This is a genomic window from Streptomyces sp. NPDC058459 (assembly GCF_042721685.1).
Lineage (GTDB): Bacteria > Actinomycetota > Actinomycetes > Streptomycetales > Streptomycetaceae > Streptomyces.
On the sequence record NZ_JBHXLV010000011.1, the window covers coordinates 44,288 to 59,753 of the forward strand.

General features: G+C 73.0%; 15 protein-coding genes. 4 read left to right on the forward strand and 11 right to left on the reverse strand.

The window, feature by feature from the left end:
* Positions 1-82: 82 nt before the first annotated feature.
* The gene (gene kynU / locus ACFWN1_RS04345; RefSeq protein WP_384358033.1) at positions 83-1,276 is read right to left on the reverse strand and encodes a kynureninase; all 1,194 of its coding nucleotides are present in this window, start codon (positions 1,274-1,276) and stop codon (positions 83-85) included.
* Positions 1,269-2,129, reverse strand: a complete 861-nt coding sequence (locus ACFWN1_RS04350) for a tryptophan 2,3-dioxygenase family protein (protein WP_384358035.1) — start codon at positions 2,127-2,129, stop codon at positions 1,269-1,271. The genes kynU and ACFWN1_RS04350 overlap by 8 nt, the downstream gene beginning before the upstream one ends.
* Positions 2,130-2,538: 409 nt before the next feature.
* On the opposite strand from ACFWN1_RS04350, the gene ACFWN1_RS04355 reads away from it, so the two are divergent.
* A complete protein-coding gene (locus ACFWN1_RS04355) occupies positions 2,539-3,972 on the forward strand; it encodes a hypothetical protein (protein WP_384358061.1) in 1,434 nt (477 codons plus the stop codon).
* A complete protein-coding gene (locus ACFWN1_RS04360) occupies positions 3,969-4,388 on the forward strand; it encodes a DUF3151 domain-containing protein (protein WP_384358037.1) in 420 nt (139 codons plus the stop codon). Before ACFWN1_RS04355 ends, ACFWN1_RS04360 begins: the two co-directional genes overlap by 4 nt.
* Before the next feature lie 141 nt (positions 4,389-4,529).
* On the opposite strand, the gene ACFWN1_RS04365 is transcribed toward ACFWN1_RS04360, so the two are convergent.
* The 7 genes from ACFWN1_RS04365 to ACFWN1_RS04395 all read right to left on the reverse strand — a co-directional run bounded on the left by ACFWN1_RS04365 (position 4,530) and on the right by ACFWN1_RS04395 (position 12,161).
* Positions 4,530-6,002 (reverse strand): MFS transporter, encoded by a 1,473-nt coding sequence (locus ACFWN1_RS04365; RefSeq protein ID WP_384358039.1) that lies wholly within the window; start codon positions 6,000-6,002, stop codon positions 4,530-4,532.
* A gap of 84 nt (positions 6,003-6,086) precedes the next feature.
* Positions 6,087-7,109: a class II fructose-bisphosphate aldolase gene (gene fbaA, locus ACFWN1_RS04370; protein ID WP_384358041.1), complete on the reverse strand. Its 1,023-nt coding sequence runs from the start codon at positions 7,107-7,109 to the stop codon at positions 6,087-6,089.
* Positions 7,110-7,260: 151 nt separating this feature from the next.
* On the reverse strand, positions 7,261-7,812 hold the full coding sequence (pyrE, locus tag ACFWN1_RS04375; RefSeq protein WP_384358063.1) for an orotate phosphoribosyltransferase: 552 nt from the start codon (positions 7,810-7,812) through the stop codon (positions 7,261-7,263).
* 34 nt (positions 7,813-7,846) lie between these two features.
* Entirely contained in the window at positions 7,847-8,635 is a 789-nt protein-coding gene (locus ACFWN1_RS04380) for an aldose 1-epimerase (RefSeq protein ID WP_384358043.1), read from the reverse strand.
* A 381-nt stretch (positions 8,636-9,016) separates the two neighbouring features.
* Complete coding sequence (locus tag ACFWN1_RS04385; protein WP_384358045.1) at positions 9,017-9,859, reverse strand: SRPBCC domain-containing protein; 843 nt, start codon at positions 9,857-9,859, stop codon at positions 9,017-9,019.
* Between the two features lie 57 nt (positions 9,860-9,916).
* Complete coding sequence (locus ACFWN1_RS04390; protein ID WP_384358047.1) at positions 9,917-11,554, reverse strand: polyamine aminopropyltransferase; 1,638 nt, start codon at positions 11,552-11,554, stop codon at positions 9,917-9,919.
* Between the two features lie 82 nt (positions 11,555-11,636).
* Complete coding sequence (locus ACFWN1_RS04395) at positions 11,637-12,161, reverse strand: DUF2617 family protein (protein ID WP_384358049.1); 525 nt, start codon at positions 12,159-12,161, stop codon at positions 11,637-11,639.
* 956 nt (positions 12,162-13,117) lie between these two features.
* Here ACFWN1_RS04395 and ACFWN1_RS04400 point away from each other — a divergent pair.
* Positions 13,118-14,308, forward strand: a complete 1,191-nt coding sequence (locus ACFWN1_RS04400; RefSeq protein ID WP_384358051.1) for a pyridoxal phosphate-dependent aminotransferase — start codon at positions 13,118-13,120, stop codon at positions 14,306-14,308.
* Between the two features lie 78 nt (positions 14,309-14,386).
* Here ACFWN1_RS04400 and ACFWN1_RS04405 read toward each other — a convergent pair whose 3' ends face one another.
* Entirely contained in the window at positions 14,387-14,713 is a 327-nt protein-coding gene (locus tag ACFWN1_RS04405) for a hypothetical protein (RefSeq protein ID WP_361388707.1), read from the reverse strand.
* A 20-nt stretch (positions 14,714-14,733) separates the two neighbouring features.
* Positions 14,734-15,210 (reverse strand): prevent-host-death family protein, encoded by a 477-nt coding sequence (locus tag ACFWN1_RS04410; RefSeq protein WP_384358053.1) that lies wholly within the window; start codon positions 15,208-15,210, stop codon positions 14,734-14,736.
* Between the two features lie 59 nt (positions 15,211-15,269).
* On the opposite strand from ACFWN1_RS04410, the gene ACFWN1_RS04415 reads away from it, so the two are divergent.
* Positions 15,270-15,466, forward strand: a 197-nt coding sequence (locus ACFWN1_RS04415; protein ID WP_384358055.1) for a hypothetical protein, incomplete at its 3' end; no start/stop codon positions are given.

Below are 15,466 nucleotides of genomic sequence, written 5' to 3' on the forward strand. Positions count from 1 at the left end.
CACGGGGATGTCACCCAGGGTGAGGCAAAGGGGGGCTGTGCGGAGTTCGTCCCTCCGCACAGCCCCCCGGGTGCCCCCGCGTCTACGCCAGCACTTCCCCCAGCACCCGCGCCGCCCGCTCCGCGTCCGCGAAACCGATGTACAGCGGGGTGAAGCCGAAGCGGAGCACGTCCGGGTGGCGGAAGTCGCCCACCACGCCCCGGTCGATCAGCCGCTTCATCACCTCACCGGCGTCCGCGCAGCGCAGCGCCACCTGGCTGCCCCGCTCCTCGTGCCGCGGCGGCGTCACACACTCCACCCGGCCGGGCCCGGTGTACGCGGTCACGCAGTCCAGGAAGAAGTCCGTCAGCGTCAGCGACTTCGCGCGCACCGCGTCCACGGACACCCCGTCCCACACCTCCAGCGCCGCTTCGAGCGCCAACATGGAGAGGATGTCCGGCGTGCCGACCCGCCCGCGCCGCGCACCCGGCACCGGGGAGTACTCGGGGTTCATCCCGAAGGGTTCGGCATGCGAGTTCCACCCCGGCAGGGGCGAGTCGAAACGGTCCTGGAGATCGCGGCGGACATACAGGTACGCGGGCGAACCGGGGCCGCCGTTCAGGTACTTGTAGGTGCAGCCGACCGCCAGGTCCACCCCGTGCGCGTCCAGCCCGACCGGCAGCGCGCCCGCGCTGTGACACAGGTCCCAGACGACCAGCGCACCGGCGCCGTGCACGGCCGCCGTCAGCGCGGGCAGGTCGTACAGGCGGCCGGTGCGGTAGTCGACGTGGTTCAGCAGCACCGCCGCCGTACGCGGGCCGAGGGCGGCCGGGATCTCGGCGGGGGCCAGCGCGCGGAGGGCACAACCCGTCATCCGGGCGGCCGAGTCGGCGATATAGCCATCCGTGGGGAACGTGGTCGCGTCGACCAGGATCTCGTCCCGGCCCTCCCCCGCCATCCGGACGGCGGCCACAAGTGCCTTGTACACGTTGACACTTGTCGAGTCGCCCACCACGACCTGGCCCGGACCGGCGCCGATCAGCGGGGCGATCCGGTCACCGATCCGCTCCGGCGCGGTCCACCAGCCCGACTCGTCCCAGGAGCGGATGCGCAACTCGCCCCACTGGCGGGCCAGTACGTCCCGCATCCGGTCGGGGACGTGCGCGGGGAGCGCGCCGAGGGAGTTGCCGTCCAGGTAGACGCCGTCGTCGAGGACGAACCGGTCGCGCAGTCCGGCGAGTGGGTCGGTCGCGTCCAACTCCTCGGCACGCAGGGTCAGTTCCGTACGGTCAGACATGGGACCTCGCCGTCCACAGCTCGGGGAACACGTTCTTGCGGGCCCGCTTCTCCAGCCAGGCGACTCCCGCGGAGCCGCCGGTGCCGGCCTTGGAGCCCATCGCGCGGCGGGTCGCCACCAGGTGGTCGTTGCGCCAGCGCCAGACCAGTTCGGCGACGTTCGTCAGCGCCTCCCCGAGCCGGGCGAGGTCGGTGTCGGGGTCACCGGAGTACACGGCCGTCCAGGCGGCCTCGACCGCGTCGACGGGCTCGTACCGCCGGGACACGTCCCGGTTCAGCACCTCGGCGGGGACGGCGTGCCCGCGCCGGGCGAGGAGCCGTACCGCCTCGTCGTACAGGCTCGGCTCGTGCAGCGCCTTCTCCAGCTCGGCGTATGTGCGCGGGGTGCCCCGGTGCGGGACGAGCATCGACGCGGACTTGTCGCCGAGCAGGAACTCCATCCGGCGGTACATCGCCGACTGGAACCCCGATCCCTCCCCCAGGGCGGAACGGTAGGAGTTGAACTGGGCCGGGGTGAGCTGGGCCAGCGGACGCCAGGACGCGTTCAGCGCGTCCAGCTCGCGTACGGAACGCTTCAGCGCGGCGATGGCGGTGGGCACGTCGTCCGAGCGGAGCGCCGTCGCGGCGGTCTCCCACTCGTGCGTGATCACCGTGAACCACAGCTCCATCACCTGGGTCGTGACCAGGAAGACCATCTCTCCGGGGTCGTCGGAGAGGGTGTGCTGGAGGTGGGTGAGCACGTCGGCGCGGACGTAGTCCTCGTACGGCGTCGTACCGGCGAAGTCGAGATGCGGGGTCTCGGGCTCAGCGGCCTCTTCGGCGGCCTGGGAAGGGGGGTGAGCCTGGTGGGACATCGCTGTCTCCTGTTCGCACTCCGGGTAGCGGTCCGCCCCTGCCGATCCCGGCACGGGGGCCCCGGTCCCCAAGCGGAATCCTCCGCAATCACCTGGGATACGGCAAGCGGCGCCGGGCTGGGGTCGGGGGGTGGGCTGGCTCCGCGGGGCGGCCTGCGGGCCGGATCGGGACGCTTGCTGACCGTAAAAGATCGTTCTCTTTCTGAGTGAGATCACCTAGGGTCACGGACGGGGCGGGAGTGACCGAAGGTGTCACCGGGGCACGGGGGATCGCGCGTATCAGGGGAGGGGTGTGAGCTGTGCTGTGCGCGGTCGTGGGGGCGGGGTCGTGACCTCGGTGGAGGTCCGGGCGCGACTCACGGGGGTTCCCGTACGGGTCCGGAAGGGTGGGGCCCGGTGGGTGGTGCCGCTGGTGTGGACCGTGGGGCTCGGGCTGTGGGGGTTGTCGCGGCGGAACAGCGTGTGGCGGGACGAGGCGGCGACCTGGCAGGTGGCCCGCCGCTCGACGGCCGAGATCTGGCACCTGCTCGGGCAGGTCGACGCCGTACACGGCCTGTACTACCTGCTGATGCACGCCCTCTTCACCTGCTTCGGCCCCGGCACCACGACGCTCCGCCTGCCCTCCGTCCTGGCCGTCGCGGTCGCGGCGGCCTGCGTCACGCTGATCGGACAGCGGCTCGCCGGTGACGTGGCCGGGCTGGGCGGGGGCCTGACCCTGGGGCTGCTGCCGGCCGTGCAGTTCCACCTCCAGGAGGGCCGGCCGTACGCGCTGGTCATGGCCGGGGCGGCGGTCTCGACCCTGCTGCTGGCGGACCTGCTGGAACGTCCCGCGCGCCCGACCCGGTGGACCGCGTACGGCGTGACGCTCCTGCTGTGCGGTCTGCTGAACTGGCTCTCGCTGCTGCTGCCCGCCGCGCACGCGGTGACGCTGTGCTGGACGCGGGCCGGGCGGGATACGTGGGTCCGCTGGGCGGTGGCCACGGCGGGCGCCATGTCCGGGACGGCGCCGCTGATCCTCTTCAGCCGGGGCCAGTCCGAGCAGATCTCCTGGATACCGCCCCTGACCTGGCCCATGCTGATCGGCCCGGCGGTCCTGCTGGCGATCGGCACCCTGGGGGCCCTGCTGGACCGTCCCCGGCCGGGTCACCCCGCACTCGCGGCCGTGGCGCTGCCCCTACTGGCGGTCCCCCTCCTCGCCCTGGCGGGGATGTCCCTGGTCAAGCCCCTGTTCCTGGACCGCTACATCCTCTTCGGCCAGCTCGGCCTGGCCCTGCTCATCGGCGCGGCGCTGGGCCGGGCGACCGGCGCGGCGGCCCCGCGCCTCCCCCGGGCCTCGAAGCTGATCCTCCCCCTGGCCCTGACGGCGGCCCTGGCCTCTCTCCTCCCCTACTCCCTGGCCAGACGCTCTCCCGAGAGCCGCGTGGACGACGTGCTGTCGGCCGCCGACCGCGTCCAGCGCCTGGGGCGCCCCGGCGACGCGGTCCTCTTCATCCCGGCCGCCCGCCGCGACACGGCCCTGGTGTCCCCCGGCGCCTTCGCCGGCCTGCGGGACATAGCCCTGGTGGAGTCCCCGGCGGCCTCGGGCACCCTGAAGGGCGTGGAGGCGGACCCGACCGCCATAACGGCCGCCATCTGGCACTGCGCCCGAATCCTGCTGGTCACCGACGCGGCGGGCGTGGCGAAGCCGGCCTCGGCCGGCCGGGACCGGGCCAAGAGGGCCGCCCTGCGCAGGTACTTCACGCCGGTCGCGGACGAGACGGTGCGGGGCCGCAGAGTGACGGTGTACGAGCGCCTCCCGGGCCCCGGTGAGGGCTCGTCCCCTAGTGGCAGACTTCAGCCATGACTACGCACAAGAACCTGCTCGGCGGCCCCGACCCGACCTACCTGCCCGAGAACGAAGAGGCGTACCGCCTGCTGGACGCGGACTCGCTGGCCCCGGCCGAGGTCGTGGCGAAGTACCCCACGTTCTCACCGGCCTGGGCGCTGCTCGCCGACGACGCCTTCGAGGCCGGCCGCGTGGTCGAGTCGTACGCCTACGCCCGCACCGGCTACCACCGCGGCCTCGACGCCCTGCGCCGGGCCGGCTGGAAGGGCCACGGCCCCATCCCCTGGTCCCACCGCCCCAACCAGGGCTTCCTCCGCTGCCTCGCCGCCCTCGCCCGCGCGGCCGACGCCATCGACGAGAAGGAAGAGGCCGACCGCTGCTGGCAGTTCCTGCAGGACAGCAGCGAGGAGGCGTACGCGGAGCTGCGGCGGTAGGCTCCGCCGGTTCGACGGCGGCCCGGCTCCGGCCCGGTGGACCGGCTCGTCACGGGTGCCGTGGCGGGCCGGACCTCGCGTGCCGGCCTGGCCGGTCGGGACAACCCGGTCGAGTGCGGCCCCCTCGGCCCCCCTGGCCCCTCAGGCCCGCGCGGCCGGCTCGGCCTCTCCGCCCTCCAGCGGCGGCGTCGTCAGGCTGCAGTGCATCCTGCACTCCGGGCGGGGGCAGTCGGGGGTGGGGCGTCGGTGGATCTGGGTGAAGGAGAGGAACGCGCCCAGGACGAGGACCGCCGCGCAGATCGGCATCGCCTTGTCGAAGGAGCTGTTGAAGGCGGCCGGGACGCGGTACGCGTCCGGGCCCATGCCGGTCAGCAGGGGGAGCGCGGCCACCGCGACCAGGCCCGCCGCCCGCGCCGCCGCGTTGTTGATGCCGCTGGCCAGACCCGCGCGGGCGGTGTCCACGGAGGCCAGGACCGTGGCGGTCAGGGGGGCCACCAGGGTGACCATGCCGGTGCCCATGACCAGCAGCGCTGGGAGCACGTCCGTCAGGTAGTCCGCGTCCGGGCCCACCCGCGTCATCAGCAGCAGCGCCGCCGCGCACAGAAGGGGGCCGACCGTCAGGGGGAGGCGGGGGCCCGTGCGGTCCGCGAGGGCGCCCGAGCGGGAGGAGAAGAGCAGCATCAGGACCGTCGGCGGCAGCAGGGCCGTACCGGCCGCCAGGGGGGAGTAGCCCGCCACCACCTGGAGCTGGAGCGCGGTGAGGAAGAAGAAGCCGCCGAACGCCGCGTACACGCACAGCGTGACCAGGTTGACCGCGGTGAACTGGCGCGAGGCGAAGATGTCCGGCGGGAGCATCGGGTTGGGCCGGTGGCGCTCCACGTACACGAAGGCCACCGCGGCCGCCACACCCGCCGCCGCCGTCACCCACACCGCGGCGGACGCCGAGCGCGCCTCGATCAGCGCGTACGTCAGCAGCGCCAGCGCCGCCGCGCACAGCACCGCCCCGAGCACGTCGAACCGCCCGCGCGCCGGCCCCGCGTCGGACTCGGGCACGTGCCGCAGCGCCACCGGTACGCAGATCAGGGCGAGCGGCACGTTCAGCAGGAACACCCAGCGCCAGCCGGGCCCCTCCACCAGCCAGCCGCCCAGGAACGGGCCGATCGCGGCCCCGACCCCGCCGAACCCCGACCACAGCCCCACCGCGCGGCTGCGGTCGTCGAGGTGGAAGGACGCCTGGATCAGTGCGAGCGACCCCGGCGTGAGCAGCGCCCCGCCCACGCCTTGCAGGGCGCGGGCGAGGATCAGCACGTTCGCGTCGGGAGCCAGCCCGCACATCAGGGAGGCCGCCGCGAACCACACCACGCCGATCACGAAGACCTTGCGCCGCCCGTACCGGTCCCCCAGCGAACCGCCTAGCAGGATCAGCCCGGCCAGCGTGAGCATGTACGCGTTGACCGTCCACTGGAGCGCGGCGAGGCCGGCGTCGAGGTCGCGGCCGATGCGGGGCAGCGCGACATTGACGACGGTCGAGTCCAGCAGGGCCATGCTGGAACCGAGGACGGTGGTCAGCAGAATCCACCGGCCCTTGGGGGACGCCAGCCGGACATCGGGCATGTCACCAGGTATACCCCCTGATACCCGTAGGGGGCCCGGCCCCTGTCGTGACAGGATGCCGGACCCCCCAGGGACCCGTAGGGGTCACGTCATCTTGTTGCCCGCCGACCGGAGGTTGTTCGCGGCGACGACGACACGCGCCGCCATGCCCGCCTCGGCCAGCTTGCCCCAGGTGCGCGGGTCGTACTGCTTCTTGTCGCCGACCTCGCCGTCGACCTTCAGCACACCGTCGTAGTGACGGAACACGTGGTCGGCGACCGGACGGGTGAAGGCGTACTGGGTGTCGGTGTCGATGTTCATCTTCACGACGCCGTTCTCCAGCGCGGTGCGGATCTCCTCCTCGGAGGAACCGGAACCGCCGTGGAAGACGAAGTCGAACGGCGACTGCTTGCCGAACTTGGCGGCGACGCCGTCGTTCAGCTCCTTCAGCAGCTCCGGGCGGAGCACGACGTTGCCCGGCTTGTACACGCCGTGCACGTTGCCGAAGGACGCGGCCAGCAGGTAGCGGCCCTTCTCGCCCAGGCCGAGCGCCTCGGCGGTACGGATCGCGTCGTCGACGGTGGTGTAGAGGGAGTCGTTGATCTCGTGCGTGACGCCGTCCTCCTCACCGCCGGTCGGAGTGATCTCGACCTCCAGGACGATGTTCGCGCGGCGGGCCTGCTCCAGCAGCTCCTGGGCGATCCGGAGGTTGTCCGCGAGGGTCTCGGCGGAGCCGTCCCACATGTGCGACTGGAACAGCGGGTTGCGGCCGGCCTTCACGCGCTCCTCGGAGAGCGAGAGCAGCGGGCGTACGTAACCGTCCAGCTTGTCCTTGGGACAGTGGTCGGTGTGCAGCGCGATGTTGACCGGGTACTTCTCGGCGAGGATGTGCGCGTACTCCGCGAGCGCGACCGCGCCGGTCACCATGTCCTTGCTGTACTGGCCGCCGAGGAACTCCGCGCCGCCGGTCGAGATCTGGACGATGCCGTCGCTCTCCGCCTCGGCGAAGCCGCGCAGCGCCGCGTTCAGGGTCTGGCTCGACGTGACGTTGATGGCCGGGTAGGCGAACTTGCCTGCCTTCGCCCGGTCGAGCATCTCGTTGTAGACCTCGGGAGTTGCGATGGGCATCTGTCCGCTCCTCGTGTTGCGGGTTGGCGTTCTGCGATATGCGGCCCTGAACTGGACCCTGGGGGGCGACATCGGCGTCGGCCCCATCTTTCCAGACCTGCCCTGCCGGACGGTCTGACGGCCGGGGAAAAGTCCGGCGCCCGGCGGACCGTCAGTCCAGCCCCAGTTCATCCTTCGAGAAGGCGAACCGGTACGGAACGCCCGCCCCGGACTCGATCTTCTCCGCCGCCCCGGTCGCCCGGTCCACGATCGTGGCGACCCCGACGACCTCCGCGCCGGCCTCCCGCACCGCCTCCACCGCCGCCAGCGGCGAACCACCGGTGGTGGAGGTGTCCTCGACGACCAGCACCCGGCGGCCCGCGATGTCCGGACCCTCCACCCGGCGCTGGAGACCGTGCGCCTTGGCGGCCTTGCGGACCACGAACGCGTCGAGCTTCCGCCCGCGCGCGGCCGCCGCGTGCAGCATCGCGGCGGCCACCGGGTCGGCGCCCATGGTCAGACCGCCCACCGCGTCGAAGTCCAGGTCGGCGGTGAGGTCCAGCAGCACCTGGCCGACCAGCGGGGCGGCCTCGCCGTCCAGGGTGACGCGGCGCAGGTCGACGTAGTAGTCGGCCTCCAGGCCCGAGGAGAGGGTCACCCTGCCGTGCACCACGGCCTTGTCCTTGATCTGCTGGAGCAGTCCGTCACGTGTGCCTGACGGCATCACTTCGTTCACGTCCGTCGTCATACCGCCCAGCTTAGAGGCGGCGCCAGGTCCAGGTCGTGGACGCCTCCAGCGGCTCCAGGGGGGTGACCAGGCGCTGGGCGGTGTTGAGCCCGTCGGGCGGGCCGGTCTGCGGCTCGACGCACACGGCGGCGTCCTGCTCGTCATAGACGACCGCCCACCGCTCACGGCTGGCCACCTTCAGCTCCAGCTGTCCGGGCCAGGTCAGGGTGACATCGACGCCGTCGGGCATCCCGAAGCAGTCGTCCCAGGGGCCGGGCCGAGGCTCGACCCGGTTGCCGGTGGGCAGGTGGTCCTCGCCGCGCTCCTCCTGCCAGGCGGGGCGGAAGTCGATCGTCACGTCCTCGCCGCCGAGGTTCCGGTTGAACCAGGGGTGCCAGCCGAGCTGCGCCGGGAACGAATCCTCGTACGTCTCCACGGACATGGTCAGCGTCAGGCTGTCCTCGCCGAGGCTGACGATCTGCGTCACCTTGCCGGAGTGCGGCCAGGGGTCGGTCAGTTCGAACGTCAGCACCGCCTCGTCGGCCGACTTGCGCGCGGTGCGCCAGGCGCCGTCGCGCGCGGTGCCGTGGATGGCGTGCGGCGGGGAGTTGAGCGGCAGCTGCCGCAGAACCCCGCCGTCCAGGAACTGCCCGTTCCTGGTCCGCCCGCACCAGGGGACCATCGGGAAGCACCCGAACCGCTCCCCCTGCCGCAGCAGCTCCGTGCCCCCGACCAGCAGCCCGCCGATCCGTCCCCCGTTACCGGGCAGCACCCGTACCTCCGCGTCACCCGCGGCCAACGTGATCTCTCCGTCGCTCACGGAACCGACCCTACTGGGCCCTCGGGGGGGTGGGCGGGGTTGGGCACCGGAGTGATCGGGCATCGGGTCGCTCGGCGGGGGCGGCTGCGGTGGGGGGTCGCCTGGCGGGGGTGGCTGCGGTGGGTCGGCTGACGCGGCTCCGGCGCGGGACGGCTCCGCCGGGACGGCTGCGGCGCGGGGTGGCCCGGCCGGGGGGTGGCTGCGGCGCGGGGGGCTCGGCCGGTGCACGTGTCCGTGTGCTGCCCGAGCCCGCTGGGGCAGGGCCGCCCAGGCTGCCGCCGGGCTTTCGGCGGGAGTCGCGCACCGTCGAGAGGGCCCACCGCCGGGCCTTCGGCCACTTCGTAGCCGGAGCCGGGGTGCACCGCCGCGTCCGCGGAGCGGTCAGTGGCGCTTGCGGAGGGCTCGGGCCACCACGATCGCGGAGGCCACGGCCACGGCCGCCGCCGGGGCGGCCCAGCGGAAGGCCGGGTTGGCGGTGATGGTCTGGGGGGCGGGGACGGGGGCGTAACGGCCGCGCGGCGGGGCGTGGTCGACCTCCTCCGCGCTGCGGCCGATCATCGTCCGGCGGGCGTGGGCGGCCTCGGCCGGGGGCTCGGCCCGGACCTCCAGGCCGTCGGGGACGGTGTCAGGGATGGCGGCTGCCGTCTCGGGGTCCAGGGCGGGGGGAGGGAGTTCGGCTTCGGGGGCCTCTGGTGCTTCCGGGGCGTCAGCGGCCTCCGGGGCGTCAAGGGTTTCCGGGGCGTCAGGGGTTTCCGGGGGCTTCGGGGCTTCGGCGGCCTCCGGGGCATCCGGGGCCTCCGGGGCGGAGCCCGTTGCCAGGGTTTCCAAGGTGCGGGTCAGCAGGCGGTCGGCCGCCTGGGTCACCGCGTCGTCGGGGAGTTCCGCGAGGCGGCCCTCGGCCTTGGCGGTACCGCCGACCGTGACCGTCGTACCGCCCGTGGTGGTGGCCAGGCTCAGGGTGAGGGCGAGGGTGACCGTGCCGGCGCCCCGGGCCTCGGTACCGTCACCGCGCACCGCGTACGTACCGTCGGCACGCGCGCTCACCGCGAGAGTCCCCCGGTAGGTGACGGAGTGACCGCCGACCCGCAGCTTCAGCCGCCCGGCGACGGGCTCCGCCCCGGCGTCCTGCTGAAGACCCGGCACCGCGCGGGCCACCCTCGCGGCATCCGCGAGGGCCTCCCTGAGCCGGTCGGCCGGAACCGGAACGAAGACCTGGAGCTCCATGTTGGCCGAGCCTACCCAGCAGGGCCCGGAATGCACCTGCCCTCGCCCCGAACGGGTTCAGTACCGGGGATGTGCCAGCGTCGACGGGGGCAGGCCGGGGACGCGGGTGAGCCGGGCCGCCGCCACGTCCGCTCCCAGGTCCGACCCGGTCAGGGTGCGGGGCCGGGTCCCGTGGGGGTCGAGCCGGGGACGGGGGGCCTCGGTGCCCGGTGCCGCCAGCAGGAAACCCCAGTCGTGCGGGCTTCCGGAGGAGCCCGCCGAGCGGTCCGGTCCGGTGGCGAAACCGGAGTCGTGGCCCGGGACACGGTAGGGGGTCGCCGAGAAACCCGCCGCGCGCAGCGTCTCCGCGACCGTCCAGAAGACGCGGGGGCGCGCCGTCACCGGCCCGGCGTGCACGGCGAGGCGTCCGCCGGGGACGAGCACGCGGCGGGCGAGGCCGTAGAACTCCTGGGAGTACAGCTTGGTGCTCGCCGTGATGCCGGGGTCGGGGAGGTCCGCGAGGACCACGTCGTACCGCCCGGCCGGCGCCCGCCGCAGCCAGCTCAGCGCGTCCGCCGTGGTGACCCGCACGCGCGGGTCGTCCAACGCGTGGGCGTTGAGAGCGGAGAGACCGGGGTCGCGGCGGGCCAGCCGGACGAGGCCGGCGTCCAGTTCGACCACGTCCACCCGCGCGACCCCCCGGTGCCGCAGCACCTCCCGCGCGGCCAGCCCGTCCCCGCCGCCGAGGATCAGCACCCGCCGGTGCGGGCCGGACAGCGCGGGGTGGACCAGCGCCTCGTGGTAGCGCCGCTCGTCCCGGCCGCCGACGCGCAGCCGCCCGTCGAGGAAGAGGTCGAGCGGCCTGCCGTCCGTACCCCCGGCGAGGACCACCTCCTGTACGTCCGTCTGCGCGGCCACCCGCACGTCCGGCCCGTACACCGCGTGCCGGGCGGCCGCCTCGAAGTCACCGGCCAGAAAGGCGGCCGAGCCGAGCACCCCGAGCACCGCCAGCCCAGCGACGAGCAGCGTCCAGCGGGCGCGCCTGCTCAGGTCGCGGCGGAACAGCCCGAGCACCAGCGCGCTCCCGGCGACCACGTTGACCGACCCGGTGAGCAGCGCGCCGGTCAACTGGCCCAGGAACGGCAGCAGTACGAAGGGAAACGCCAACCCCCCGACCAGCGCGCCCACATAGTCCGCCGCGAACAGGTCGGCCACCGCCCCGCCCGCGTCCTGGCGGCGGATGCGCTGGATCAGCTCCATCAGCAGCGGCACCTCCGCGCCCACCAACAGCCCGATGGCAAGGGAGAATCCGACCAGCAGCCAGCGCGGCCCGTCCGCCCACACCCCGCCCCAGCCGCCGGTCCAGGCGAACACCGCGTACAGCGCCATCGCGCTGCACCCGCCGACCAGCGCCAGCGCGGTCTCGATCGCGCCGAACGCCACGGCCGCGCGCCAGCGGAGCCGTTTGGCGCCGAGCGAGCCGATGCCCATGGCGAACACCATCACCGAGAGCACCACGGACGCCTGGGTGACCGAGTCACCGATCAAGTACGAGGCGAAGGCGACGAGTTCGAGTTCGTACACCAGCCCGCAGGCCGCGCAGACGAAGACGCACGCGAGCACCAGGAACCGCCCGGTACCGGGCTCCACGGGGAGCCACGCGGGCTCGGTCCAGGGCGGGGCACCCGAGGACACGGGGGCGTGCGGATCGATCACGCTGCGACGTTACGTCACCGCAGCGGCACGCTTCGTCACCCACACGTGTGGAAACTCCCCGTCACCTGGTCCTGTTGGTTTATCAGGCGCCGTGCCCCGCCGGGATTCTCACCCCGACGTGCGTGCGGGTCGCCACCAACTGCCCGTCCTGCGGGTACGCGTGCCAGGTGCGCCAGCGGACCTGGCCCTCGTGCCGCTGGGCGAGCATCGCGGTGAAGGCGTGCGGGCTGCCGGGGAACACTCCGGCGAGTCCGTGCGGATGGTCGGAGACCAGGGCCAGCAACTCCTGGGCACGGCCCGCGAAGGAGCCCGGCGTGAGCAGCTCCACGCGCGCCGCGAACTCGTACTCCCAGTCGCCGACCCGCTTGGCGACGCCGAGGGGGAGCGGGGTGCTGGAGCCGGGCAGGCACGCGACCGTCTCCGAACAACTGCCCCTGTCCTCCTCAAGGAGAACCTGGTGCGAGGCGCCGAGCAGCCTCAACTGCATCTTCGCTCCGCTCAGTTCGAGATCGAGGGTGGCCAGGGCCGGGAGCGGTTCACGGCCGAGGGTCCAGGCGAGGTCGGCAGCGCGCGTATCGGTGTAGGACGTCTTCAGGGTCGTGAGCATGGAACGGCTCCGCTAACGCACGAGGAGAGGGGTGGTCCGGCGCACCTCGGTGGCACCGGGCGATTCGGCCAGTTCGACCCGGCTGGAGAAGCGGTGTCCGTCGGACGTACGAGGGCTTGAGGTGGTGTTTCAGAGGGAATCACGAACACTGGCCACGCCACAGCGTTTTTACCCAAGTTCGGAGGGTTTCCATCCCTCAGAGGGCTCCACAGCTCAACTGTTCAACTACGGCGTACGCCGGGCGCGGAGCGAGGGGCGCCGCCGGTTCGCGCGCCCTGGGCGCCGCCCCCTGGTCGATTCCGCCACGCGGGGGCGGCCGGGGACGGCCGGATATCACCGCCCCCGCGACCGCCGTCGTTCGGCGCGCGGCCGTGACCCCGCGCCGGCCGCGCGCCTCGGTGTCCCTGCCCTGCGGGCCCGGCTCAGCTGCTGCTTCCGCAGCCCCCGCCACCGCCGCAGGACGACCCACCCCCGCACGACGACCCGCCGCCGCAGGAGGAGCCCCCGCCGCCGCAGGACGAGTGCCCGGAGTGCCCGCTGTCGCCGCCGTGGTGACCACCGTGGTGACCGCCGTGGTGACCGCCCGAGGAGGACCCCGAGTCGCCGCCCGAGGAGGACCCCAAGTCCCCGCCCCAGACCCACCAGCTGGTCCCGCCGTCGTGCGTCCCCGAGGGCATCCTCGACGCCCCCGATCCGCCACGCAGCGGACGTCCCGTCCCCCGCGAGACCCGCTGCCACCCCCTGCGCCGCCGCGCCCGCACCCCGGCCGCACCGACCAGGACCACCACCACGACGAGGACGATGCCGAAGCCCATGGCGTCCCCCCTCCTTCCGTTCCCCGGAGCGACCCCCCGTGGGCGCCCCGTCCAGCCCCGCGCACCGCGCGGTGACCCGGAGATGCCCGCCCGCGAAGAGCGCCAAAGCCGAGTTGAGGAACTCCAGAGCTTGGGCGCAGGATGGCCGCCATGACCTCCACCGCGCGCCCGTACCTCAACCGCCGCCTCGCCGAGTTCGGGACGACGATCTTCGCCGAGATGTCCGCCCTGGCCACGGCCACCGGCGCGATCAACCTCGGCCAGGGATTCCCCGACACGGACGGCCCCGAGGAGATCCGGGAGGCGGCCGTACGGGCGCTGCGCGACGGCCGCGGCAACCAGTACCCGCCGGGCCCCGGCGTACCGGAGCTGCGCCACGCGATCACCGCGCACCAGCGGCACCGGTACGGCCTGTCCTACGACCCCGACACCGAGGTCCTGGTCACGGCGGGCGCCACGGAGGCCATCGCCGCGGCCCTGCTCGCCCTGGTGGAGCCGGGCGACGAGGTGGTGGCGCTGGAGCCGTACTACGACTCGTACGCGGCGAGCATCGCCATGGCGGGCGGGCGGCGGGTGCCGGTGACGCTGCGCCCGGCGGAGGGCCGCTTCCGGCTGGACCTGGACGAGCTGCGCGCGGCCGTCACCGGCCGGACCCGGCTGCTGCTGATCAACACCCCGCACAACCCGACCGGCACGGTCCTCACCCGGGAGGAACTGGCCGCGATCGCCGAGCTGGCGGTGGAGCGGGACCTGCTGGTGGTCACGGACGAGGTCTACGAGCACCTGGTCTTCGACGACGCCGAACACCTCCCACTGGCGGGCTTCCCCGGCATGCGCGACCGCACGGTGACGATCAGCTCGGCCGGCAAGACGTTCTCGTTCACGGGCTGGAAGGTCGGCTGGGTGACGGCGGCTCCGGCTCTGGTCAGCGCGGTGCGCTCGGCGAAGCAGTACCTGACCTACGTCTCCGCCGGCCCCTTCCAGTACGCGGTGGCGGAGGCCCTCGCGCTGCCCGACTCCTACTTCGACGGCTTCCGCCGCGACATGCTCGCCCGCCGCGACCTCCTCGCGTCCGGCCTGGCCGAGGCGGGCTTCGGCGTCTTCCGTCCCGCGGGCACCTACTTCATCACCACCGACATCCGCCCCCTCGGCGAGAGGGACGGCTTCGCCTTCTGCCGCGCCCTCCCCGAACGCGCGGGCGTCGTCGCCATCCCGAACGCCGTCTTCTACGACGACCGCGAGGCAGGCGCCCCGTTCGTCCGCTTCGCATTCTGCAAGCAGAAGGGTGTGTTGGAAGAGGCGGTTGCCCGCCTCATGCGATTGGCGGTCTGACGTGGGGCGCGAAAAGAGCGCCGCCGGTTCGCTCCGGGTGCGGGACCTGCTCCAGCCCCGCTCCGAAGCGACCACGGTTCACTCAGTGTCTTTGGGATGTCGCGGGGAGGCGTACACGAGGATCACGGTGGAAGTCTCCGCACTGACCAGGTAGCGCACTCGACCACCGCTGGTGACCTCGTACTCCCACTGGTCCAGGTCGGAACCCTTCCACACTTTGGTGGCGTGCCTGCCGCGCAACTGATGCTGGCGATTCCAGTTGGACCGGGTCAGGGGGTCGCTCCGGAGAGCGTCCAGGCAGCGATGCGCGCTCGGCAGGGCCACGCGACACAGTTCCTCCCAGCCCGTCACCGCCTCTGTGGTCCCGAAGACGACGTTCCACCCGTTGAGGGGCGGAACGCTCACTCGGTCTCCTTTCTTCGGGCTCACCCACGCACCTCGACCTGACCGAGGTCATCACCATCGAGCGGACGCAGCGATTCCCTGAGCTGCTCGGGATCGGCATTGATGCGTGCCGTGGCGCGCCAGGAGACGATCGCGCGGTGCACAGCCTCCCCCGCCCCTAGTTCGGCGGCGTCCGACAGCGCTTCAAGAAGCTCGACCGTGAAAGCCCGAACCTCTTCCGCGTCCAGGTGTCGCGCCCAGGGAAACACCTCGGGCAGGGCGAGGAGGAGCGCCCTGGCGCCGTCGTCCTGCTTCATCAGCGCAAGGAAAAGCCGCGAGGCGGTGGTCAGATTCTCCTCCACACCCTCCGCGCGTACAGCCGTGGTCAGCACCATGTCCGGCGCGTCCCGATGGGTGACCCGGAGCCGTCCCAGGGCAGCAGCTCTGGCGGCAACACCTTTGGGATTGCGGGAGAGATCGGTGAAGGAGACGGATTCCGTCTCTGCTCCCAGACGCACGGTAGACATAATCAGAGCTTACTCAGACCACGATCTGATTTCAAGGTGTCCGGCCTTCGATGCGCACGCCTTCACCTTCCGCAAGCGCCCGGGACTCCTCCAGCAGGCCACCGGCCGCCTGCGTCGCCTGGCGTCTTGACGGCACCCTTACGAGACCCGGGTGGGCGGTGGCCCTCGCGGTGGGCGTCGTCCGACGAGCGGGCCGGGATGTGCGGGGCGTCCGGTACGGCGACGGCCGGGGGCCGGGGCGCGAAGA